We start from the raw sequence: 19,555 nt of genomic DNA, 5'->3' as shown, positions 1-19,555 counted from the left end.
TAACACATGTCTGGAGGATTAGTTACAGCTGCATACATTGTTGCCGCGATCCTGTTTATCTTCAGTCTGGCCGGGCTCTCTAAGCATGAGACGTCCCGACAGGGTAACAACTTTGGTATCGCCGGGATGGCGATTGCGCTGGTGGCGACGATCTTCGGCCCGGATACCGGCAACGTTGCCTGGATTCTGGTGGCGATGATTATCGGTGGGGCGATCGGTATCCGTCTGGCGAAACGCGTTGAAATGACCGAAATGCCGGAGCTGGTGGCGATTCTGCACAGCTTTGTCGGCCTGGCGGCGGTGCTGGTGGGCTTTAACAGCTACCTGTACCACGAGGCGGGTCTGGAACCGATTCTGGTGAATATTCACCTGACGGAAGTGTTCCTCGGCATCTTCATTGGCGCGGTTACCTTCACCGGTTCCGTGGTGGCGTTTGGCAAGCTGTGCGGTAAGATTTCGTCCAAACCGCTGATGCTGCCGAATCGTCACAAAATGAACCTGGCGGCGCTGGTGGTTTCTTTCCTGCTGCTGGTGGTGTTTGTACGTACCGAAAGCGTTGGCTTGCAGGTTCTGGCGCTGCTGGTGATGACCATTATTGCGCTGGCTTTCGGCTGGCACCTGGTGGCGTCCATTGGCGGGGCGGATATGCCGGTTGTGGTATCCATGCTGAACTCCTATTCCGGTTGGGCAGCGGCGGCGGCAGGCTTTATGCTGGGCAACGACCTGCTGATCGTCACCGGCGCGCTGGTCGGTTCTTCGGGTGCGATTCTGTCTTACATCATGTGTAAGGCGATGAACCGCTCTTTCATCAGCGTTATCGCGGGTGGTTTCGGCAGCGATGGATCTTCTACTGGCGACGATCAGGTCGCGGGCGAACACCGTGAGATCACGGCGGAAGATACGGCTGACATGCTGAAAAATTCGCACTCGGTCATCATTACCCCTGGCTATGGCATGGCGGTTGCGCAGGCGCAGTACCCGGTGGCGGAAATCACCGAGAAACTGCGCGCGCGCGGTATCAAGGTGCGTTTTGGCATCCACCCGGTTGCAGGGCGCCTGCCTGGTCACATGAACGTACTGCTGGCGGAAGCGAAAGTGCCGTATGACATCGTGCTGGAAATGGACGAAATCAACGACGACTTCGCTGACACCGATACGGTGCTGGTTATCGGCGCGAACGACACGGTGAACCCGGCGGCGCAGGACGATCCGCGTAGCCCGATTGCCGGTATGCCGGTTCTGGAAGTCTGGAAAGCGCAAAACGTTATCGTGTTTAAACGCTCGATGAATACCGGCTATGCCGGGGTGCAGAACCCGCTGTTCTTTAAAGACAACACGCATATGCTGTTTGGCGATGCGAAAGCCAGCGTGGATGCGATTCTGAAAGCGCTTTAATCTTTACCGGCGCAAGTCATAAAACGGCCTCTCAGGAGGCCGTTTTTGCATCTGAAGAGATCAGGTTTTATTCAAGTCACTGAGCAGGACGGCAATGCTTTGCCCGCCGGAGGTTTGCTCCAGCGCGATCTTAACGATGATCGTCAACGGTACGGAAAGCAGCATGCCGACAGGGCCTAATAACCACCCCCAGAAGATCAGGGAGAGAAAAACCACCAGCGTGGAAAGGCCCAATCCACGCCCCATGATGCGGGGCTCAAGGATATTCCCGAACACCAGATTGATAATCAGATACCCCGTCAGCACCACCAGCGCGTCATAAAGACCGCTGAACACCAGAACCTGCGCAATAGGCGGGATTGCGGCCAGAACCGAGCCAATATTGGGGATGTAGTTAAGTGCGAAAGCCAGCAGTCCCCAGACGAATGCGAAACGAACTTCCAGCAGCGCCAGCATTCCCCAGACCACAACGCCCGTGATAATGCTGATCGCCGTTTTCAGCACCAGATAATGCGATACGCTGTCGATTGCGCGCTGAATCGCGGCCATACCTTCAACCGGCCTGGCCATCATCTGCTGGAGTTTACCGGGCAACTGCGGAACTTCCAGTAGCATAAAGACCACGGTTAACAAAAGCAGGAAAATGGATGACATGGCGTTAGACAGCTGCGCCAGCAAATTCGTCACCAGCGTCATGGCAGCGTTAGGGTCGATATATTTCACCAGCTCATCCACCGAGACGCCGATGCCCAGGCGCTGTAGCCACGGTTCAATGTTTTTCAGCGGCACAACCAATGATGAGCGGTATTGTGGCAGCGTGCGGGCTAACTCATTTAGCGATGTGCCGAGATAGGCCAGCAGCAACACCATGCCCATCACGATAATCCCGATCAGTATCGATACGGCTAAAACCCGCGGGATGCGGAGCCTGACCATGCGCTGCACCAGCGGACTCAGTACCACCGCAATAAATAACGCCAGAATAAACGGCACAATAATATCGGCAGCGAAGCGAATACCGGTGAGAATGATGACCAGCATTCCCAGCATGATTACGAGTTTCAGGCCGTTAAGCGTGATGATCGGTTTTGCCATGATAATTCCTGAATTTTTGTTCTTACTCTTTATAATAATGTGATTTTTGTCGGGCTGTGCTAACAAAAATCAAACGGCGCGGGTAAAGAAGTGAAAAGGTTTTGAGTTAATTCTAAGGCTGTGGTACAAATCAGACGTGTTTAACTACCGAGGACAATTTTCATCCGCGATGACGAGAAGCAACACTGCGGATAATTGTAATATTATGGACAATATGTTCAGGACGTTTTTTTCTACACAGACCGTACTTCTTCGCACTTCTTCCTCTTTCCTGCTTGCTGGTGAGCAGCACTGGCGCAACGCGCTTTAGTCCCTTACTTCTGCCTGAGCTGGCGTTACGCGCCTGGCTAATTCATTTTATTTTTTGGTTTGCTGCATGCGGCAGGCCCGAAGGACTATATTCTCAAGCAGGAGAAGCACCATGTTTTACTGGATTTTATTAGCCCTTGCCATTGCGGCTGAAATTACCGGAACGCTGTCGATGAAATGGGCAAGCGTAAGCAATGGCAACACGGGTTTTATTTTAATGCTGGTCATGATTACGCTGTCGTATATTTTTCTCTCTTTTGCCGTAAAAAAAATTGCGCTTGGCGTGGCGTATGCCTTGTGGGAAGGCATCGGTATTTTATTTATTACGCTGTTTAGCGTGCTGTTATTTGACGAAGCCTTATCGGCCATGAAAATTGCGGGTCTGGTTACGCTGGTATTCGGGATTGCGCTGATCAAATCGGGTACGCGCAAGCCAGTAAACGCCGCGAAGGAGGCGACGCATGCCGCAGTTTGAGTGGGTTCATGCCGCGTGGCTGGCGATGGCGATCGTTCTGGAAATCATCGCTAACGTGTTCCTGAAGTTTTCTGATGGCTTTCGTCGCAAGTTCTATGGCATTCTGTCGCTGGCCGCAGTGCTGGCGGCCTTCAGCGCGCTCTCTCAGGCGGTGAAAGGCATTGATCTTTCGGTGGCATATGCGTTGTGGGGCGGATTTGGTATCGCCGCCACGCTGGCAGCCGGGTGGGTGCTTTTTGGACAGCGTCTGAACAACAAAGGCTGGGTAGGCGTGGTATTGCTGCTTATCGGCATGATCATGATAAAACTGGCCTGACAGCTATGCTGCCCGTTACGGCGGGCAGCGCACGGGAACCATCATCTATTCCTGAGTCAGCGCTTCCAGTTTGTCGCGAAAGCCGGTGACGGAAATCGCGCGGTTGTCAGCCCGCCAGCGATCTTTTGCCGCCGGAGCGGAACTTTGTACGCCAATCAACTGCCAGCCAGCGTCGGTATGCAGCATTAACGGAGAACCGCTGTCGCCGGGCAGCGTGTCGCACTGGTGAGAGAGCACCGCGTTTTGCGCCCAACCAGTAATCAGGCAATCCTGATGTGAGTAAAGCGTATCAAGATGATCTTCCGGGTAACCTGACTGCGTCACTTTGCGGTCGGCGGTTTTCAGGGCAGCGGTTAGCGCGGCTTTATCACCTTCAAATAAGGGCAGTGGGGTAATGCCGGACGGCGGATAACGCAACACAATCAAACCAAAATCCCACGGCGCGGCGGCCGGAGGGACAATCCAGCCATCGCCATCAGGCTTTAAGCGCTTTCCCAGAGACGGATCGACCCGACCTTCAATACCGTGAATTTCATAACGCCAGAGACCTTTTTGCGATACGAAACGCAAAGCCACGGCTTTATCTGGCTTCCCTTTCGGCGGCGTTAACAAGCAGTGTCCGGCGGTGAGCGCCAGATGAGATGAAATGAGCGTGGCGGTACACAGGTTGCCGCTGGCGGTTTCCAGTTGACCAATAGCGTCCCACGGCGACTGCGTTGGATCTTCAACCTTGACCCGATCGTCATGGTCAAAAAATAACGTTTTGGCTTCACGGGTATCCGTGGTGGTATCAGCCTCATCCGCATGAACAACGACAGGGGAAAGACAAATTACGCCCAGTAATACCGCAATGGTTTTATGCATATCACACTCTGTGTGGGTAATTATGATTATTAAAAGCAAACCCTCAGTGAATACTATAGACGTGACGGCAGGAAAGTGGGAGTAAAATCAGATAACTACATTCAGGAAATATAAAAATGCGTGGCAATAAGGGCGCATAATATAAGCATGGTGAGAATCAACTCAAAGCGGTAACGAAACACGTTAACCCTCCGAAGAAACGGCGCTAAACCCGATGATTTAGCGCCGTGTGTTATGGCGCGGGGGAGCGCCATAGAACTCGCCAGTACCTTATGCCGCCGGTTTAGCTGCCGGTTTAGCCGCAGTATGTTTTACCGCTTTTTTGGTGTGTTTTTTCGCTGCCTGCGCTTTTTGTTCAGGCGCTTTCTGAGCCGCTGCTTTGTGGTGTTTTTTGTGATGCGTGGTTTTTGCCGGTGCGGTTTTAGCGGGTGCCGCAGCCGGAGCCGTCGTGGACGTTGCCGTTTCAGCAGCAAATGCAGCAGAAGACAGACCCATAGCAGCGGCAACAACCAGAGCTAATACTTTTTTCATTCTGATACCCTCGATTTGGTTTTTTATTCAACCCCACTGCGGGGCCGGTGAAATCACTATATCGCTGTAAATCGAGGGCTTCCGTGAGTCATTGGTATCGGTGTGTAACGGTATGTACAACCGGCCCGACAGATTGACGCTATCGGGCAAACAAGAGACATCATGACAAATAGCGTGATTCCAGATGCGCCCGGAAGTAACGGCTGCTCAACGGTTCTCCGGTGGCCTGAGCGATCAGCTGCGCGGTAGTAAAGCGACTGCCGTGCTGCCAGATATTTTGTCGCAGCCAGTCAAACAAGGCGCTGAGATCGCCTTGCGCAATCTGATTATGCAGATCCGGCAATGCGCGACGGGCAGCGCTAAACAGCTGTGCGGCATACATGGCGCCCAGCGTATAAGACGGGAAGTAGCCAAAGCCGCCGTCGGTCCAGTGGATGTCCTGCATACAGCCGTTACGGTAATCTCCCGCGGTTGACAGCCCCAGCCAGGCCTGCATTTTTTCATCCCACAGCGCGGGAATATCATCCACTTCGATGTCGCCGTTAATCAGCGCCTGTTCAATGTCATAGCGCAAGATAACATGGGCAGGATAACTCACTTCGTCGGCATCCACGCGGATAAAGCCCGGTTTCACCCGCTGATTCCAGGCAATGAAATTCGCTTCTTCAAAAGCGGGCTGATCGCCAAAATGACGTTTAACGGCGGGAATGAGCCGTTTGAGGAATGCCGTGCTGCGACCCAGTTGCATCTCGAAAAACAGACTCTGGGATTCATGGATGGCCGTGGAGCGGGCAAACGCGATCGGCTGACCCTGCCAGGCGTGGGGCAGATTCTGTTCATAGCGGGCGTGCCCCGTTTCGTGGATCACGCCAAAGAGCGCGCTGAGTAATTCATTTTCATCATAGCGCGTGGTGATGCGCACATCTTCCGGCACGCCGCCGCAGAACGGGTGGGCGCTGATGTCCAGCCGACCGGCGTTAAAATCAAACCCTAACTGCGACATGGTTTCCAGTCCCAGTTCACGCTGTAGCGCCGTCGGGAACGGGCCGACCGGCGCAATCAGTGGCTGATGCGACTGTTTTGACACCGCGCGGTTTAACAGATCGGGAAGCCAGGTTTTGACATCCGCAAACAGAACATCCAGTTGGGCGCTGGTCATATCGGGCTCAAAAATATCCAGCAGGGCATCGTAGGGCGAACATTCTTTAGCTTCGGCGCGAAGTTTTGCCTCTTCACGGCTGTATTTCACAACCTCTTTCAGATTCTGCGCAAATCCTTGCCAGTCATTCGCCGGACGCTGACTCCGCCATGCGTGTTCACACCGGCTCCCCGCCAGCGATTTCGCCTCCACCAGTGACTCAGGCAGCAGGGCCGCCTGATGGTGCCGCCTCGCCATTTCACGCAGGTTCGCCTGCTCAGCATCGTTCAAATCTTCCTGCCCGGCGGCGGCTATCCACTGCGCAACCTTCGGGTCAGTCAATAACTGATGTTCCAGCACGTTCAGCTCGGCCAGCGCTTCGCCTCGCGCGGTGCTTCCACCGGGAGGCATCATGGTGAACATATCCCAACTGGCGATAGCGGAGAGATGCGAAAAGCGGGAGAGGCGCTGGAAAGTGCGGGTGAGTTGTTGGTAGTGGCTCTTGTTGGACATTGTTGTGTTCCCGTCGTGTTCTGCGAATGTGAGGAGTTTACCCTGATTCATACATGTTTATGCTCTGATAGCAACGATGGCAGAAATGTTGGTAGGTTGTAAGTGATAATGATACTTCTTATCATAAATGGCGGTGTCGTGAAGCACACTGGTGAAATATTAACAGGGAACAGGGATGCAACAGGAAATCAATAACGCCTATATTGTCAGGACAAAAGCAGTGTCAGGCTGCTTTTCTATGTTTATGCTGATGTTTGGTATTACATTTACGCCACTGTTTTTTACCCGCAGTGCGCAATTAATGGAAAGTGGGTTACTTTTACCGCTGATGTTTGTGCTGGAGTTTCTTATTCTGGTCCCGCTGTATTATCTCTTTTTTAGAAAAAGAGACGGTCTGGGAAAAGGCACATTGAGTGCAAAGTGGTTTGTTATTTTGTTTGGCGCCATTCTGATCATCCAGTTTCTTTTACCTGCTATGTTGGGGATGAGAAAAACAGAAGCGTGGGTTATGACGCAGGTTTCATTGCATAACTACGCTTTCTGGCTGACCAACCTGTCACTGATTTTCCTCGTCCCGGTCTACGAGGAAATCGTCTTCAGAGGGTGTCTGTTCAACGCCTTTCAGTACTGGTTCAATGATAAGGTGTGGGCGACGTCGCTTGCCGTTTCAACGCTGTTTGCGCTGATGCATACGCAGTACGCCGATATCAGAACATTATTGATGTTATTTTTAATATCACAGGTGCTTATTATCGCCAGAGTCAAATCTAGAGGGTTATTAATGCCTGTTACCCTGCATATATTAATGAATGCGACGGTGATCGGGATACAATATGGCGTTCAGGTCTTATTATCCTCCGGGTGATATTTACGGCATTCGGAAGCGATATCGTCAGTGTTGCCCACCATTACAGGTAGTTTTATCTTCCGGTCTCGCTTTTGGGTATCGCGCGGGGTAAAGTCAAACCTCAACAATAAAAATAAATACACACAGCATGATGAATCCAATTATCTGGGTTATCTTTGCTCTTCTGGCACTGGATGCCGTCAGGGAATTGATGGGGGCTTCTTCCATCCTGGGATTGTGGTAATCCAAAGCGCTGGTTGAGCTGTAAAGAATGCCCGGGCTCGACCCGGGCTTCTCTTTATCAAACGTGCAGACGATGATGCAGGCGGGAGCCAACCAGCAGCGCCAGAAGCAGCATCAGCGCGATAAACCCGCCCACACCGTTCCAGCCATAGCTGTGCCAGAATACCCCGCCTAACGTCCCGGCAATGCTGGAACCCAGGTAATAGCTGAAGAGATACAGGGAAGATGCCTGGCCTTTGGCGCGTTTCGCGCGTGGGCCAATCCAGCTGCTTGCCACCGAATGCGCGGCAAAGAATCCGGCGGAGAAGAGCAGCATTCCGGCGAAAATCAGCCATAGCGACGTGAACAGCGTCATTAATAGCCCGAACAACATCACGCCGGTTGAGAACAACATCACTGGGCCGCGACCATAACGCGTCGTCATGGCGCCTGCTTTAGGCGAGCTCCAGGTGCCCGTCAGATAAGCCACCGATAAAAGCCCCACAATGGCCTGGCTGAGTTCCCAGGGCGAAAGCATCAACCGATAGCCGATATAGTTAAATAGCGTGACAAACGACCCCATTAACAAAAAGCCTTCTGCGAATAACAGCGGCAGACCCCTGTCGCGCCAGTGAAGGCGGAAGTTGATGAACAGCGTTTTGGGGCGTAATGAGGTCGGTCGGAAATGGCGGGATTCCGGCAAGATTTTCCAGAACATCAATGCGGACGCCAGCGCGAAACAGCCGATCGCCGCCAGTGCGATGCGCCAGTTAAAAAAGTCGGTAAATACGCCGCTGATCAGACGCCCGCTCATGCCGCCAATCGAGTTGCCGCTAATGTACAACCCCATTGAGAAGGCGACGAAACTGGGATGGATCTCTTCACTTAAATAGGTCATGCCTACCGCGGCGACGCCGCTCAACGACAGGCCAATCAGCGCGCGCATGATTAAAATGCCATGCCAGCTGGTCATCATGGTGGAAAGCAGCGTACAGCAGGAGGCCAGCAGCAGCGCTGTCACCATTACAGGTTTGCGGCCGATCGCGTCGGACAACGGGCCGGTAAACAGCAGCCCGATGGCTAACATGCCGGTGGAGATGGAAAGCGAGATACTGCTGCTGGCGGGAGAGACGCCAAATTCATGGGACAACACAGGCAGTATCGGTTGTACGCAATAGAGAAGGGCGAACGTCGCCAGCCCGGCGGAGAATAGCGCCAGCGTAACGCGCATAAACTGGGATGTACCACGTTTTATATATTGAACCGGCTGGGAAATAATATGTTCATCAACATCGCTCGCCGTTGCGGTGTCGACAGCAGTAATACGACTCACTTGAAATCCTTGCTCAACATCCCCGTGATTATGGTGACGGGTATGACCTCAGTGCTAAGAGTAGGAAAATCAAAATATTCTGTCTAATATATTAATAATCTCAAATAATATTTATAAAATATGAATATTGAACTTCGTCATCTACGTTACTTTGTGGCGGTTGCGGAAGAGTTGCATTTTGGCCGGGCGGCTGCGCGGCTGAACATCTCTCAACCCCCGCTAAGCCAGCAGATCCAGACCCTTGAGCAGCAGATTGGCGCACGGCTGCTGGCGCGAACCAACCGGAGCGTTGCGCTGACGGCGGCGGGTAAGCAGTTTCTGGCAGACAGTCGGCAGATCCTTGGGCTGGTGAATGAGGCCGCCGCCCGCGCGGAACGCTTGCATCAGGGGGAGACCGGCGAGCTGCGCATTGGCTTCACCTCATCCGCGCCGTTTATTAAAGCCGTCTCGGATACGCTGTCTCTGTTTCGCCAGGACTACCCGGATGTGCATATGCAGACCCGTGAAATGAACACCCGCGAGCAGATTGCGCCGCTTAATGAAGGCGCGCTGGATATGGGGTTACTGCGCAATACCTCATTGCCGGATACGCTGGACTGGGAAGTGATTCTGCATGAACCGCTGCTGGCGATGATCCCCCGTGAACATCCGCTGGCGCAAAAGCCGGTCGTGACGCTGGCGGAGCTGGCGAAAGAACCGTTTGTCTTTTTTGATCCGCATGTCGGAACGGGGTTGTATGACGATATTCTCGGCCTGATGCGCCGTTACCATCTCACTCCGGCGATCACTCAGGAGGTTGGAGAGGCGATGACAATTATCGGGCTGGTAGCCGCAGGACTGGGGGTGTCGATCCTGCCCGCCTCGTTTAAACGGGTACAGCTTGATGAAATGCGTTGGGTGCCCATTGCCGAAGCGGACGCCGTGTCGGAAATGTGGCTGGTATGGCCGAAACATCATGAACAAAGTCACGCTGCGCAACGATTTCGCCATCAACTTTTAACGGCCGCAAAGCGCGCTTAATTTAGTTTAAAAAGGGATGAAAATGTGCAGTAAATCACACGGCTAAGTAAAAAGTTGACGACAACTATTGAAGTCATTCACCATAGCCCACAGATTATTTCGGAGCGCGAAAATAAAGGGAGTCAGAGGTGGTTGCTGATAGTCAGCCAGGGCATATCGATCAAATCAAGCAGACCAATGCTGGCGCGGTATATCGCCTGATTGATCAGCTGGGCCCCGTGTCGCGAATTGATCTTTCTCGTCTGGCGCAACTGGCGCCTGCCAGTATCACTAAAATTGTTCGCGAAATGCTCGAAGCGCATTTAGTTCAGGAGCTGGAGATCAAAGAGGCGGGAAGCCGTGGTCGCCCGGCGGTCGGGCTGGTGGTGGAAACCGAGGCCTGGCACTATTTGTCTATTCGTATCAGCCGTGGCGAGATTTTTCTCGCCCTGCGTGACCTGAGCAGCAAGCTGGTGGTGGAGGAGTGCCTTGAGCTACCGCTGGTTTCTGAGACTCCGCTGCTTGAACGCATCATTTTTATGGTCGATCAGTTTTTTATCCGTCACCAGCAAAAACTCGAACGCCTGACCTCTATCGCCATCACCTTACCCGGTATTATTGATACTGAGAATGGCATTGTGCACCGCATGCCGTTTTACGACGATGTCAAAGAGATGCCGTTGGGGGAAACCCTCGAACACCACACCGGCGTACCGGTCTATATTCAGCATGATATCAGCGCCTGGACGATGGCTGAGGCGCTTTTTGGCGCATCGCGCGGCGCGCGTGATGTTATTCAGGTGGTGATTGATCACAACGTTGGGGCTGGCGTGATTACCGACGGCCACTTACTGCATGCGGGCAGCAGCAGTCTGGTGGAGATCGGCCATACGCAGGTCGACCCCTACGGTAAACGTTGTTACTGCGGGAACCACGGCTGTCTGGAAACGATCGCCAGCGTGGACAGCGTGCTTGAACTGGCGCAACTGCGACTCAATCAGTCAATGAGTTCTTCGTTGCACGGGCAGCCGCTGACGGTGGATTCGCTGTGCCAGGCGGCGGTGCAGGGGGATTTGCTGGCGAAAGATATCATTAGCGGCGTCGGGATGCATGTTGGCCGCATTCTGGCGATCATGGTGAATTTATTTAATCCGCAAAAAATTCTGATCGGTTCGCCGCTGAGCAAAGCGGCGGAAATCCTTTTTCCGGCAATTGCGGACAGCATCCGTCAACAGGCGCTGCCGGCGTATAGCAAACATATCGCCGTCGAAAGCACGCAGTTTTCCAATCAAGGGACAATGGCGGGTGCCGCACTGGTAAAAGACGCGATGTATAACGGTTCTTTGTTGATTCGTCTATTACAGGGTTAACATTTTTTAACTGTCGTACGAAAATTTGCGCTAACGCAAGCTGATCGCGATTGTCATACCTTAGACTTTCTCCACTGTATTATTTTCCTGGCTTATATTTTCGAAGCATAACGGTGGAGTTAGTGATGCTGAAGCGTTTCTTTATTACAGGTACAGACACTTCTGTTGGGAAGACAGTGGTTTCCCGCGCATTACTACAAGCGTTAGCGTCAGGGAACAAAAGCGTCGCAGGTTATAAACCCGTTGCGAAAGGCAGCAAAGAGACGCCGGAAGGCATGCGCAATAAAGATGCGCTGGTGTTGCAGAGCGTCTCTTCTATTGAGCTGCCTTATGAGGCGATCAATCCGATTGCGCTGAGCGAAGACGAAAGCAGCGTGGCGCATAGCTGTCCGATCAATTACACCCTGTTATCTAACGGGCTTGCCAGCCTGAGCGAAAAGGTTGACCACGTCGTGGTGGAAGGCACCGGCGGCTGGCGCAGCCTGATGAACGACCTGCGTCCGTTATCTGAATGGGTCGTGCAGGAGCAGTTACCGGTGCTGATGGTGGTGGGGATTCAGGAAGGCTGCATTAACCATGCGCTGCTGACCGCACAGGCTATTGCTAATGACGGATTACCGCTGATCGGCTGGGTGGCGAACCGCATCAATCCCGGACTGGCGCATTATGCCGAAATCATTGATGTGTTAAGCAAAAAACTGCCTGCGCCGCTGATTGGCGAACTGCCTTATTTGCCGCGTGCCGAACAACGCGAGCTGGGGCAATATATCCGTCTGTCAATGCTCGGCAGTGTGCTGTCGGTAGACCGAGTCCTCGCGTAACGTTCGCGATAAGACCGACGCCACCACGCAGGCAATCAGTAATCCGGGGAGTAGCCGATACTCCCCGGTCATTTCACAGATCATCAGCGTCGACATCATCGGCGCGTGTGTTGTTGCCGCCAGCAGCGTCGCCATTCCTGTTAATCCCAGCAATATTGCCATCTCATCCGCTCCCGGAAGCCAGAATCCCCACATCCGACCGTATAACATACCAATCGACAAGCCGATGAACAGCGTGGGGGTAAAGACGCCGCCGGGCGCACCGGAACCGCTGCTGGCGAGTACGGCGAGTAATTTGCAGATGAAGATCCCGGCGATAACGGAGAGCAGCGGCGGGGAGAGCAAAAATGACTGCACGACGCTGTAGCCATTTCCCCAGACGGCCGGCGTCAGCAGGGATAGTAAGCCAACGATGAATCCGCCCAGCGCCAGTTGCCACGGAGGCGATAATTTCAGCCGAATAAAACCGTTATGAGTGGTGGTCATTAACCACATAAACAGCGGCCCGCAGACGCCAGCCACCAGCCCGGTGCTGATAATCATCGCATATTCCCGCACATGTAAATCCAGTGACAGGTGAACCGTATAGAGCAGGGCATTACCGCCGCTGAGCAAATGGGTGGTCAGTAATGCCACGACGGCGGAAATCACAACGGGGCCCAGCGACGCCAGCATCAGCGTGCCAAACAGGATTTCCGCGATAAAGAGGCTGCCCGCCAGCGGGGCGTGATACGCGCTGGCCATCCCTGCCGCAGCGCCGCAGGCGATCCACAATTTCCACTCTTCACGCGGGGTGCAACGCTGAGCAAAACAGGATGCCGCCAGCGCTGCCAGTAAGATCATGGCCCCTTCGCGCCCGATGGCGCTACCGCTGGCGACGACCAGCAGCGAAGCAAGGGACTTCACCAGACTTGCCCCGTAATCGAATTGCCCATCTGTTTGCAGGGCTTCCATGTAGTCGGTGGGGGCATGGGGGCGTTGTTGATTCATTTTCTGCCAGCCCCAGAGCAGCGCACCTGCCGCGAGACCGCCCACGGCGGGGGTGATCAGCCGTCGCCAGGGAGAAAGGTTTGTCGCGGCATTCACCAGGCTTCCCGTATCGTTACGTAAAAAAAGCCATTCCAGCACCAGCATGGCGTGACGAAACCCGGCTACCGCCAGTGCGGCAAGGATGCCAATTATTGTCGCGATTAACAGGCGGCGAAACATCGCTCGCAGATCAGGGTATGTATGTAGGCGGTGCATGGGCAGACCACACAGGCATTTTCAGGAGTGTCTATTTTGCGGGTAAACAGCGCGGGACGCAAAAGCACTGCGTGCGCAGGGGGAACTGCCCGATGGCGCTTCGCTTACCGGGCCGACAAGAATGTGCTCCGTAGGCCGGGTAAAGCGTAGCTGCCATCCGGCGTTTAGCTACTTTCGTGAATATTCAGCGCCCGACGGGTACGGCCTGAACTGAGATAATCGGCAATGTAATCCTGCGAGATTTCGCCGTTATAGCGTCCTTCCTCATCGACAATGGGCATCCAGCTGGTGTTACTCTCGTACAGTTTCGACAGCACAATACGCAGGTTGTCTTCCGCTTTTCCGGTGACGCGAAACGGGTGGATTATATCCGCGCAGGTGCCGTTGGCGTTCCTGGCTTCACGACGCTTCACAAAGCCAAGCGGCTTGCCGTCGCTGTCGACAACGGTGATCGCGCGAATATCATTATCGTCCATGATGCCGAACGCCTCTGCCAGCGAGGTGGCGGTGCGGGCGGTCAGGGTGGGTTGTTGGTCGGTTACGTCGCCCGCCGAAACCAGCAGAAGACGTTTTAGCGTACGATCCTGACCGACAAATGAGCCGACGAATTCATTCGCCGGTTTTGCCAGCAATTCATCCGGGCTGGCGCACTGTATAATGCGGCCCTGGCGAAATACGGCAATCCTGTCGCCCAGCTTCAGCGCTTCATCGATATCATGGCTGACCAGCATCACCGTCTTTTTCAGCGCCCGCTGCATATCAAGAAACTGATTCTGAATCACCTCGCGGTTAATCGGGTCCACCGCACCGAAAGGTTCATCCATCAACAGCACCGGGGGATCGGCCGCCAGCGCGCGGATCACGCCGATGCGCTGTTGTTGACCGCCAGACATCTCTTTCGGGTAGCGATGCAGAAACTTTTTCGCATCCATTGCCACCATGTCCATTAACTCTTCCGCGCGACGTTTGCAGCGGGTTTTATCCCAGCCCAGCATACGTGGGACAACCGTGATGTTCTCTTCGATGGTCATGTTGGGAAACAGGCCAATTTGCTGGATCACGTAGCCAATGTTGCGCCGTAGCGTGACGGTATCCATCGCACTGGTGTTTTGTCCGTTAATGAAAATATTGCCGCTGCTGGGCGCGATCAGCCGGTTGATCATCTTCAGGGTGGTGGTCTTGCCGCAGCCTGACGGCCCAAGCAGCACGCACATTTCACCTTCCGGCACGTTCAGATTGATGTTATCAACGGCGTTAAGCGGTTGGCCGTTCTTCTGTGAAAAGCGTTTGGTGAGGTTTTCCAGTTTTATCATTATCGTATCCCCTTAGGTGTCAGTACGACTTGCAGGCGATGCAGCAACCAGTCGAGCACAATGGCCAACAGACAAATCATCAGCGCACCGGCGATTAACATGCGGATGTCACTCCCGCCGATGCCGTTCAGTAACAGTAACCCCAGGCCGCCAGCGCCAATAACGGCGGCGATGGCCATCACGCCGATATTCATGACGACGGCAGTGCGAATCCCGCCAAAAATCACCGGCAGGGCCATCGGAATTTCTACCCAGCGCAAACGCTGCCAGAACGTCATGCCAATTCCGCGTCCCGCTTCGCGCAAGCCCGGCGGTAAACTGTCGAGCGCGGTGTGCGTGTTGCGCACAATCGGCAGCAACGAGTAAAGAAAAACGGCGGTAATTGCGGGAAGGGCGCCAATCCCCTGACCGATCAGCGAAAACAGCGGGATCATCAAACCAAATAATGCGATGGACGGGATAGTGAGCAGCAGCGTCGCCGCCCCTAACACCGGCGTAGCCAGCCATTTATGACGAACAATCAGAATGCCCAGCGGCACGCCAATGATAATCGCCAGACCGACGGCCAGCGCAACCAGCCACAAATGCTGAAGAGTGAGGCTCGTCAGATAACCCGCGTTATCCATCATGTAATGAATCGTATCCATAAGCGCTCCTTACAGCAGACCTTTTTGTTGCAGGAATGTGCGCGCAACCTGCTGGGGTGACTGGTGATCGATGTCGACCTGCGCATTAAGCGTCGAGATGACGTCGTTATTGAGCAGCCCGGAAAGGGTATTCAGCGCATCATCCAGCCCCGGATGGGCATCCAGTATCTCTTTACGGACGACAGGCGTGACAGCGTAACCTGGGAAGAAGCCTTTATCATCTTTCAGCACCTTGAGGTCAAAACCCTTCACCCGGCCATCCGTGGTGTACACCAGACCGGCGTCCACAAAGCCGTCGCGCACGGCGTTATAGACCAGACCCGGGTCCATTTGCCGAATCTGCGGACGGTCAAGCTGCATCTGGTAGGCATCCTGCAACGGCTTCATCCCGTCGCTGCGCCCGGAAAACTCAAGGTCGAGACCTAACATCCAGTTATTGTCAGGGTCGGTCTGGCGGATGTGTTCGATTTTCGCCACCATTTCCGACAGGGTGTTGATGTTCTCTGCTTCGGCGCGTTTGCGCTGCATGGCGAACGCGTAGGTGTTATTCATATTCGCCGGGTTTAGCCATACCAGTCCGAGCTTCGCATCCAGGCGTTTGACGGTATCGTAGGATTCCTGCGGGCTCATCCGTTTATCAATGTGGTTAAAAATGATCAGGGACGTGCCGGTGTATTCCCAGGTGATATCAATCTGCTTATTCACCATGGCATTACGTGAAATCACCGCCGCAATGTTGGTGCGCGGCTGAACCTGAAAACCCTTTTTTTGCAGGTACTGCACGGTCATGGCGGAAAGGATGTGTTGTTCGGTAAAACCTTTGGTTGCAAGGATCAACGGGGCCGCCTGAGCCTGTCCGGTAACGAGCAACGCGGCGGCAAGCCATCCCAGCAGATGTTTTTTTAATGTCATTCAGCGCTCCTTATTCTTATCGTTGTATCAGGCCGTATGCGGACTGAGGATGCGGCCAAGCAGGGCAAGCAGGCTGTCGAGAATCAGCGCCACCAGAGCGGTTGCCGTTGCGCCCAGAATCAGCGTCGGGAAGTCATTGAGGTAAATGCCGGGGAAAATCAGCTCGCCGTAGCTGCTGGCCCCAATCAGGAACGCCAGCGGGGCCGTACCCACATTAATCGCCGTCGCGATCCGAATCCCTGCAAGCATCACCGGCCAGGCATTGGGCAGCTCAACCTGACGCAGACGCTGCCATTTCGTCATACCGATGCCGTTCGCGGCTTCAATCAGGGAGGCGGGAACAGAACAAAGCCCGGCGTAGGTATTGCGCACGACGGGAAGAAGCGAGGCGAGGAACAGCGCGAAAATCGCCGGAACGTCGCCAATGCCGATAATCACCATCGCCAGTGCCAGTACGGCCAGAGGCGGCAGAGTATTGCCTACATTAAAGAGCTGCATTACGTATTCGGCGAATCCTTTGGCTGCCGGACGGCTCAGTAAAATGCCGCTGGGAATACCGATAACTAAGGCGAAGAACATGGAGGTAAAGACGAGGAGTAAATGCTGTTTGCCCAAATAAAGCAGATCAACCTGACGCGCTTTAATGGTTTCCAGACCCACTCCCCAGACCAGCAGCGCCAGCACAAGAGCGATCGCGCCAGTAAACCCGAGCACGCGTTTTAACGTAAAGGTGTGCATTGCGGTGTGTCTCCCTGTTTGCATGCGTTATGGCAACGAAAGAGACGTTGCGTGTTGTTATGCCATGTAGCGGCAGGGTGTTTTGAGCTATAGCAACACGTCGGGAAGGATTCCAGCGAGACAGGTATTTAAATTAGCAGGCTATGCATGCCCGTTGCTCATTTGCCCTTACAGGGCGAAGGATGTGCGCGAATGTGAAGAATTGTCTTAAAAATGGAAAGTTAAAGTGACATTGTCACTTATCGAGAAGGGGAAACAAGCGGTTTTTGGCGATAAAGGCAGGGCGCGCCCTGCCTGAAAAAGCGTTAGCGAAACAGCGGTTTTACGGCGACGGGGATCAGCAACTGAGACTGCCACTGCGCCAGCGTTTGCTGTGCCAGCTCACCTGCCGCCTGGTAAAATGGATGGTTTGCGCCTTCGATGAAAACCGCCAGGAAGCGCGCAGACCACGGCAACAGATGCCAGGCCAGCAGTTGTTCGCATTCGCTATGACGGCCATTTTCCGCAAGCCAGGCAGCCAAAAGCAGCAGGGAACCAAAATGATCTTCCGGTTCATTTTGCTGGATCTCAAACTGGATGCCGTTGTCCCGCATCCACTGGCGTAATGCCAGCGTAGACTCGCCAAACAACACGCTTTCACGGTCCAGCCAGACCGACCCCCAGGGAGGCGACGGAAGCGCCCAGGGACCGACAAACAGACGTTGCCAGGCTTGCGGGAGCGGCTCCTCGATGTCGGCCTGAAAAACCGCCGCAATCGGCGCCAGAACCTCCGGTGAAAGTGGCCACTGCGCCTGCCAGCCGTCGGTTTTTAACGCTGAAACCAACGGGGCGGCTTCGGTACTGTCTGGCGCATAATAAAACAACGCGCCCAGCACGCGTGCAGCCATAGAAAAATCGTCACGTTGTGAAAAAGAAGTCATGAAACCATCCTGAAAGGTGCGGGTTTCCCCGCACGCGTAAGTTAACCTGCAATGGCCATTCCGACGGTCATATGCAGGCCGTAAAACAATCCGCGACCTATGATTTCGCCGCCAAGCACCAGGATTAACCCCAGCAACAATCCGACGACGTGCGGTTCTTTGCGGCGCACTAACGGGCATATCCAGCAACCCAGCCCGGCAGCAAGCAGCACTACGCGCCAGACCTGCAAGCGGCCATAGTCTGGAACCAGCGCGCTTGCCTGTTGCACGGAGCTGTGGATCGTCCCAAGCGACATGCCTTGCATGATGATTACGGCCGCGCAGACTAACAGCGCCAGCACGCTGATGCTTGCGAACGTCGTGCCGTTGAATCTGGCGCGCGCGGCGCGCAATATCAGCGCTGCAAATAGCGGCCCGCTCAGGAACACCGTCAGGAAGAACGCCAGCGTCGTGTAGCCATTATACCAGGTAGGAACGGTATCGATCTGATAGACCCGCGTCATTGCCCAGACAAATACCACCCCGAGTACCATGCTGACCAGCAGCCAGATTTTGCCCAGTGCTTCCGGCATCTTGCCGAGCACAGCCACCAGCCACCAGAAACCGCCGGCGGCAAAAAAGACAGAGCCAGCGGCAATTTCATTACTCAGCGCGGAAGCGCCCACCCGGTTAAGCGAGTTAAACGCGCGGAACGGCGAGCCGAGGTGCATGATCGACGCCAGAAAACCCAGCCCCATGACGACCCATAAAAAGAACATGCCGCGCACAATACGCTGTCTGCTGGCCGCATCGTCTTTCGCCGCAAACCAGCCCAGACCGCTGACAATCAATGCGCCGACAACGCATTGACCGAACACCGTAAACAGCACCAGCGGCCATTCATGCCATCCATTTCCCATTTTATACCTCCTTCGGATTTGCCAGATAACCCGTGGTATCCCCGGTCGGGCGGCTGTTGGCGTTGGGTTTAATCACAATGTTCGGTCTGGTGAAGTGCGTGCCCGGCAGCGGCGCAACGGCCGCCAGCGTGCCATGTTTCTTCCGCAGCTCTTCTATCGGGCCAAAGTCCAGCGCGCGCAGCGGGCAGGACTCGACGCAGATCGGCTTTTTGCCGTCGGCAACGCGGTCATGACAACCGTCGCATTTGGTCATGTGGCCTTTGGCGGCGTTATACTGCGGCGCACCGTACGGGCAGGCCATATGGCAGTAGCGACAGCCGATGCAGACGTCCTCATCCACCACCACAAAGCCGTCCTCGCGTTTGTGCATCGCGCCGCTCGGGCACACTTTCGTGCAGGCCGGGTCTTCGCAGTGGTTGCAGGAAATGGAAAGATAGTAGGCAAAGACATTCTGGTGCCAGACGCCGTTATCCTCCTGCCAGTCGCCGCCCGCATATTCATAGATGCGGCGGAAGCTGACGTCCGGGGTTAAATCTTTGTAGTCTTTGCAGGCCAGTTCGCAGGTTTTGCAACCGGTGCAACGACTGGAGTCAATAAAAAATCCATATTGGGTTGTCATCGGTTACTCCTTATACCTTCTCAACCTGAACGAG

General features: G+C 54.4%; 23 protein-coding genes. 9 read left to right on the top strand and 14 right to left on the bottom strand.

The window, feature by feature from the left end; genetic code table 11:
- Nucleotides 1–6 precede the first annotated feature (6 nt).
- Entirely contained in the window at nucleotides 7–1,395 is a 1,389-nt protein-coding gene (gene pntB, locus OGX81_RS14865; protein ID WP_012132483.1) for a Re/Si-specific NAD(P)(+) transhydrogenase subunit beta, read from the top strand.
- Between the two features lie 60 nt (nucleotides 1,396–1,455).
- Here pntB and OGX81_RS14860 read toward each other — a convergent pair whose 3' ends face one another.
- Nucleotides 1,456–2,490 (bottom strand): AI-2E family transporter, encoded by a 1,035-nt coding sequence (locus OGX81_RS14860; protein ID WP_047457210.1) that lies wholly within the window; start codon nucleotides 2,488–2,490, stop codon nucleotides 1,456–1,458.
- Between the two features lie 136 nt (nucleotides 2,491–2,626).
- On the opposite strand from OGX81_RS14860, the gene OGX81_RS22150 reads away from it, so the two are divergent.
- The 3 genes from OGX81_RS22150 to mdtI all read left to right on the top strand — a co-directional run bounded on the left by OGX81_RS22150 (nucleotide 2,627) and on the right by mdtI (nucleotide 3,590).
- Nucleotides 2,627–2,800 carry a protein YdgV gene (locus tag OGX81_RS22150; RefSeq protein WP_012132481.1) on the top strand — a complete coding sequence of 58 codons (174 nt, stop codon included), beginning with the start codon at nucleotides 2,627–2,629 and terminating at the stop codon, nucleotides 2,798–2,800.
- A 111-nt stretch (nucleotides 2,801–2,911) separates the two neighbouring features.
- Complete coding sequence (gene mdtJ, locus OGX81_RS14855) at nucleotides 2,912–3,274, top strand: multidrug/spermidine efflux SMR transporter subunit MdtJ (protein WP_012132479.1); 363 nt, start codon at nucleotides 2,912–2,914, stop codon at nucleotides 3,272–3,274.
- Nucleotides 3,261–3,590, top strand: coding sequence for a multidrug/spermidine efflux SMR transporter subunit MdtI (mdtI, locus tag OGX81_RS14850; protein ID WP_104868695.1), 330 nt, complete (start codon nucleotides 3,261–3,263; stop codon nucleotides 3,588–3,590). Before mdtJ ends, mdtI begins: the two co-directional genes overlap by 14 nt.
- Before the next feature lie 45 nt (nucleotides 3,591–3,635).
- Here mdtI and OGX81_RS14845 read toward each other — a convergent pair whose 3' ends face one another.
- The 4 genes from OGX81_RS14845 to OGX81_RS14835 form a co-directional block, all read right to left on the bottom strand.
- Nucleotides 3,636–4,454 (bottom strand): trypsin-like serine peptidase, encoded by an 819-nt coding sequence (locus OGX81_RS14845; protein WP_104868694.1) that lies wholly within the window; start codon nucleotides 4,452–4,454, stop codon nucleotides 3,636–3,638.
- Nucleotides 4,455–4,555: 101 nt separating this feature from the next.
- The gene (gene ydgU, locus OGX81_RS22145; protein WP_455549893.1) at nucleotides 4,556–4,636 is read right to left on the bottom strand and encodes a small membrane protein YdgU; all 81 of its coding nucleotides are present in this window, start codon (nucleotides 4,634–4,636) and stop codon (nucleotides 4,556–4,558) included.
- Nucleotides 4,637–4,724: 88 nt separating this feature from the next.
- The gene (gene asr, locus OGX81_RS14840) at nucleotides 4,725–4,985 is read right to left on the bottom strand and encodes an acid resistance repetitive basic protein Asr (protein WP_049011953.1); all 261 of its coding nucleotides are present in this window, start codon (nucleotides 4,983–4,985) and stop codon (nucleotides 4,725–4,727) included.
- 160 nt (nucleotides 4,986–5,145) lie between these two features.
- On the bottom strand, nucleotides 5,146–6,636 hold the full coding sequence (locus OGX81_RS14835; RefSeq protein ID WP_104868693.1) for a carboxypeptidase M32: 1,491 nt from the start codon (nucleotides 6,634–6,636) through the stop codon (nucleotides 5,146–5,148).
- 175 nt (nucleotides 6,637–6,811) lie between these two features.
- Between OGX81_RS14835 and OGX81_RS14830 the strand changes: the two genes are divergently transcribed.
- Together OGX81_RS14830 and OGX81_RS14825 are read left to right on the top strand one after the other, a co-directional pair.
- On the top strand, nucleotides 6,812–7,501 hold the full coding sequence (locus OGX81_RS14830; protein WP_104868692.1) for a CPBP family intramembrane glutamic endopeptidase: 690 nt from the start codon (nucleotides 6,812–6,814) through the stop codon (nucleotides 7,499–7,501).
- A gap of 130 nt (nucleotides 7,502–7,631) precedes the next feature.
- Nucleotides 7,632–7,727: a KPN_01571 family protein gene (locus tag OGX81_RS14825; RefSeq protein WP_233609019.1), complete on the top strand. Its 96-nt coding sequence runs from the start codon at nucleotides 7,632–7,634 to the stop codon at nucleotides 7,725–7,727.
- Between the two features lie 57 nt (nucleotides 7,728–7,784).
- On the opposite strand, the gene ynfM is transcribed toward OGX81_RS14825, so the two are convergent.
- A complete protein-coding gene (gene ynfM, locus OGX81_RS14820; protein WP_012132469.1) occupies nucleotides 7,785–9,038 on the bottom strand; it encodes a multidrug efflux MFS transporter YnfM/SxtP(Kp) in 1,254 nt (417 codons plus the stop codon).
- 120 nt (nucleotides 9,039–9,158) lie between these two features.
- Here ynfM and ynfL point away from each other — a divergent pair, with 120 nt between their 5' ends.
- The 3 genes from ynfL to bioD all read left to right on the top strand — a co-directional run bounded on the left by ynfL (nucleotide 9,159) and on the right by bioD (nucleotide 12,228).
- Entirely contained in the window at nucleotides 9,159–10,058 is a 900-nt protein-coding gene (gene ynfL / locus OGX81_RS14815; protein ID WP_012132468.1) for a multidrug efflux transcriptional activator YnfL/SxtR(Kp), read from the top strand.
- 128 nt (nucleotides 10,059–10,186) lie between these two features.
- A complete protein-coding gene (gene mlc, locus OGX81_RS14810; RefSeq protein ID WP_012132466.1) occupies nucleotides 10,187–11,407 on the top strand; it encodes a sugar metabolism global transcriptional regulator Mlc in 1,221 nt (406 codons plus the stop codon).
- Nucleotides 11,408–11,532: 125 nt separating this feature from the next.
- Entirely contained in the window at nucleotides 11,533–12,228 is a 696-nt protein-coding gene (gene bioD / locus OGX81_RS14805) for a dethiobiotin synthase (protein WP_024130350.1), read from the top strand.
- Here bioD and clcB read toward each other — a convergent pair.
- The 8 genes from clcB to dmsB all read right to left on the bottom strand — a co-directional run bounded on the left by clcB (nucleotide 12,184) and on the right by dmsB (nucleotide 19,521).
- Nucleotides 12,184–13,473 (bottom strand): voltage-gated ClC-type chloride channel ClcB, encoded by a 1,290-nt coding sequence (clcB, locus tag OGX81_RS14800; protein WP_048902388.1) that lies wholly within the window; start codon nucleotides 13,471–13,473, stop codon nucleotides 12,184–12,186. The genes bioD and clcB overlap by 45 nt on opposite strands.
- Nucleotides 13,474–13,637: 164 nt before the next feature.
- Entirely contained in the window at nucleotides 13,638–14,786 is a 1,149-nt protein-coding gene (gene osmV / locus OGX81_RS14795) for an osmoprotectant ABC transporter ATP-binding protein OsmV (protein WP_047457187.1), read from the bottom strand.
- Nucleotides 14,786–15,433, bottom strand: coding sequence for an osmoprotectant ABC transporter permease OsmW (gene osmW / locus OGX81_RS14790; protein WP_012132461.1), 648 nt, complete (start codon nucleotides 15,431–15,433; stop codon nucleotides 14,786–14,788). Before osmW ends, osmV begins: the two co-directional genes overlap by 1 nt.
- Nucleotides 15,434–15,442: 9 nt before the next feature.
- A complete protein-coding gene (gene osmX, locus OGX81_RS14785) occupies nucleotides 15,443–16,345 on the bottom strand; it encodes an osmoprotectant ABC transporter substrate-binding protein OsmX (protein ID WP_104868691.1) in 903 nt (300 codons plus the stop codon).
- A 27-nt stretch (nucleotides 16,346–16,372) separates the two neighbouring features.
- Nucleotides 16,373–17,083 carry an osmoprotectant ABC transporter permease OsmY gene (gene osmY / locus OGX81_RS14780; protein WP_012132459.1) on the bottom strand — a complete coding sequence of 237 codons (711 nt, stop codon included), beginning with the start codon at nucleotides 17,081–17,083 and terminating at the stop codon, nucleotides 16,373–16,375.
- Nucleotides 17,084–17,388: 305 nt separating this feature from the next.
- On the bottom strand, nucleotides 17,389–18,003 hold the full coding sequence (dmsD, locus tag OGX81_RS14775; RefSeq protein WP_024130349.1) for a Tat proofreading chaperone DmsD: 615 nt from the start codon (nucleotides 18,001–18,003) through the stop codon (nucleotides 17,389–17,391).
- A 41-nt stretch (nucleotides 18,004–18,044) separates the two neighbouring features.
- Complete coding sequence (locus OGX81_RS14770) at nucleotides 18,045–18,902, bottom strand: dimethyl sulfoxide reductase anchor subunit family protein (RefSeq protein ID WP_104868690.1); 858 nt, start codon at nucleotides 18,900–18,902, stop codon at nucleotides 18,045–18,047.
- Between the two features lies 1 nt (nucleotide 18,903).
- Complete coding sequence (gene dmsB / locus OGX81_RS14765; RefSeq protein ID WP_104868689.1) at nucleotides 18,904–19,521, bottom strand: dimethylsulfoxide reductase iron-sulfur subunit DmsB; 618 nt, start codon at nucleotides 19,519–19,521, stop codon at nucleotides 18,904–18,906.
- Nucleotides 19,522–19,555: the final 34 nt, after the last annotated feature.

The organism is Citrobacter sp. CK206 (genome assembly GCF_030333125.1).
Classification (GTDB): Bacteria; Pseudomonadota; Gammaproteobacteria; order Enterobacterales; family Enterobacteriaceae; genus Citrobacter_B; species Citrobacter_B koseri.
This window is presented reverse-complemented; position numbering and strand designations above follow the sequence as displayed.

Bases quoted from the DNA above. Each gene is read 5' to 3' on its own strand.
- OGX81_RS14845 (WP_104868694.1), bottom strand. From the start codon at position 4,454: ATGCATAAAACCATTGCGGTATTACTGGGCGTAATTTGTCTTTCCCCT.
- OGX81_RS14770 (WP_104868690.1), bottom strand. From the start codon at position 18,902: ATGGGAAATGGATGGCATGAATGGCCGCTGGTGCTGTTTACGGTGTTC.
- osmY (WP_012132459.1), bottom strand. From the start codon at position 17,083: ATGCACACCTTTACGTTAAAACGCGTGCTCGGGTTTACTGGCGCGATC.
- ynfL (WP_012132468.1), top strand. From the start codon at position 9,159: ATGAATATTGAACTTCGTCATCTACGTTACTTTGTGGCGGTTGCGGAA.
- OGX81_RS14860 (WP_047457210.1), bottom strand. From the start codon at position 2,490: ATGGCAAAACCGATCATCACGCTTAACGGCCTGAAACTCGTAATCATG.
- pntB (WP_012132483.1), top strand. From the start codon at position 7: ATGTCTGGAGGATTAGTTACAGCTGCATACATTGTTGCCGCGATCCTG.
- clcB (WP_048902388.1), bottom strand. From the start codon at position 13,473: ATGCACCGCCTACATACATACCCTGATCTGCGAGCGATGTTTCGCCGC.
- mdtJ (WP_012132479.1), top strand. From the start codon at position 2,912: ATGTTTTACTGGATTTTATTAGCCCTTGCCATTGCGGCTGAAATTACC.
- asr (WP_049011953.1), bottom strand. From the start codon at position 4,985: ATGAAAAAAGTATTAGCTCTGGTTGTTGCCGCTGCTATGGGTCTGTCT.
- OGX81_RS14835 (WP_104868693.1), bottom strand. From the start codon at position 6,636: ATGTCCAACAAGAGCCACTACCAACAACTCACCCGCACTTTCCAGCGC.
- osmX (WP_104868691.1), bottom strand. From the start codon at position 16,345: ATGACATTAAAAAAACATCTGCTGGGATGGCTTGCCGCCGCGTTGCTC.
- OGX81_RS14825 (WP_233609019.1), top strand. From the start codon at position 7,632: ATGATGAATCCAATTATCTGGGTTATCTTTGCTCTTCTGGCACTGGAT.
- bioD (WP_024130350.1), top strand. From the start codon at position 11,533: ATGCTGAAGCGTTTCTTTATTACAGGTACAGACACTTCTGTTGGGAAG.
- osmV (WP_047457187.1), bottom strand. From the start codon at position 14,786: ATGATAAAACTGGAAAACCTCACCAAACGCTTTTCACAGAAGAACGGC.
- OGX81_RS14830 (WP_104868692.1), top strand. From the start codon at position 6,812: ATGCAACAGGAAATCAATAACGCCTATATTGTCAGGACAAAAGCAGTG.
- dmsB (WP_104868689.1), bottom strand. From the start codon at position 19,521: ATGACAACCCAATATGGATTTTTTATTGACTCCAGTCGTTGCACCGGT.
- osmW (WP_012132461.1), bottom strand. From the start codon at position 15,433: ATGGATACGATTCATTACATGATGGATAACGCGGGTTATCTGACGAGC.
- mdtI (WP_104868695.1), top strand. From the start codon at position 3,261: ATGCCGCAGTTTGAGTGGGTTCATGCCGCGTGGCTGGCGATGGCGATC.
- dmsD (WP_024130349.1), bottom strand. From the start codon at position 18,003: ATGACTTCTTTTTCACAACGTGACGATTTTTCTATGGCTGCACGCGTG.